Annotated in this window: 1 pseudogene; it reads right to left on the bottom strand. The window is 70.2% G+C overall.

Features of this window, described 5'->3' with window-relative positions:
* A pseudogene (locus HG543_RS54150) lies at positions 1–204 on the bottom strand (RNA polymerase subunit sigma-70); the annotation flags it as partial.
* Between the last annotated feature and the right edge of the window lie 225 nt (positions 205–429).

Here is a 429-nt window from a genome sequence, read left to right as displayed (position 1 = left end):
GGTGGGGACGGAGACATCTCCCTCGGGCTCGACCTCGGCCAGCTCCGCCGGGTCGGGCTCGATGGCGTCCGGGTCCGCCGACGCCTCGGCCCCTTCCGCCTCCTCGGGCTCGACGACTTCCGCCTCGACCGCTTCCGCGGCGGCCGGCCGTTTCGCGCGAGGGCGGGGGGACGTCCCTTTGGTTCTCTTCCTCCCATTCGCCATGGGGACTCCATACAGCAAAGTGCCGCGATTGTTGCCAGAGGGTAATGCCGGGGCTATGCCCATGCCTGATGAGCGACAACCCAGAGACCACGCCGGGCAGTCCGGCGCCTGACGAAGCCCCGACGCGTCCCGCCGAGTACGTCGCGGACATCGGCTTCGAAGACATGAACCTGTCCGAGCCCCTCCGCCTCGCGCTGGCGGAGCGCGGCTATACCCACCCCACCC

Source organism: Pyxidicoccus fallax (assembly GCF_012933655.1).
In the GTDB taxonomy this organism is placed as follows: Bacteria; Myxococcota; Myxococcia; order Myxococcales; family Myxococcaceae; genus Myxococcus; species Myxococcus fallax.
This window is presented reverse-complemented; position numbering and strand designations above follow the sequence as displayed.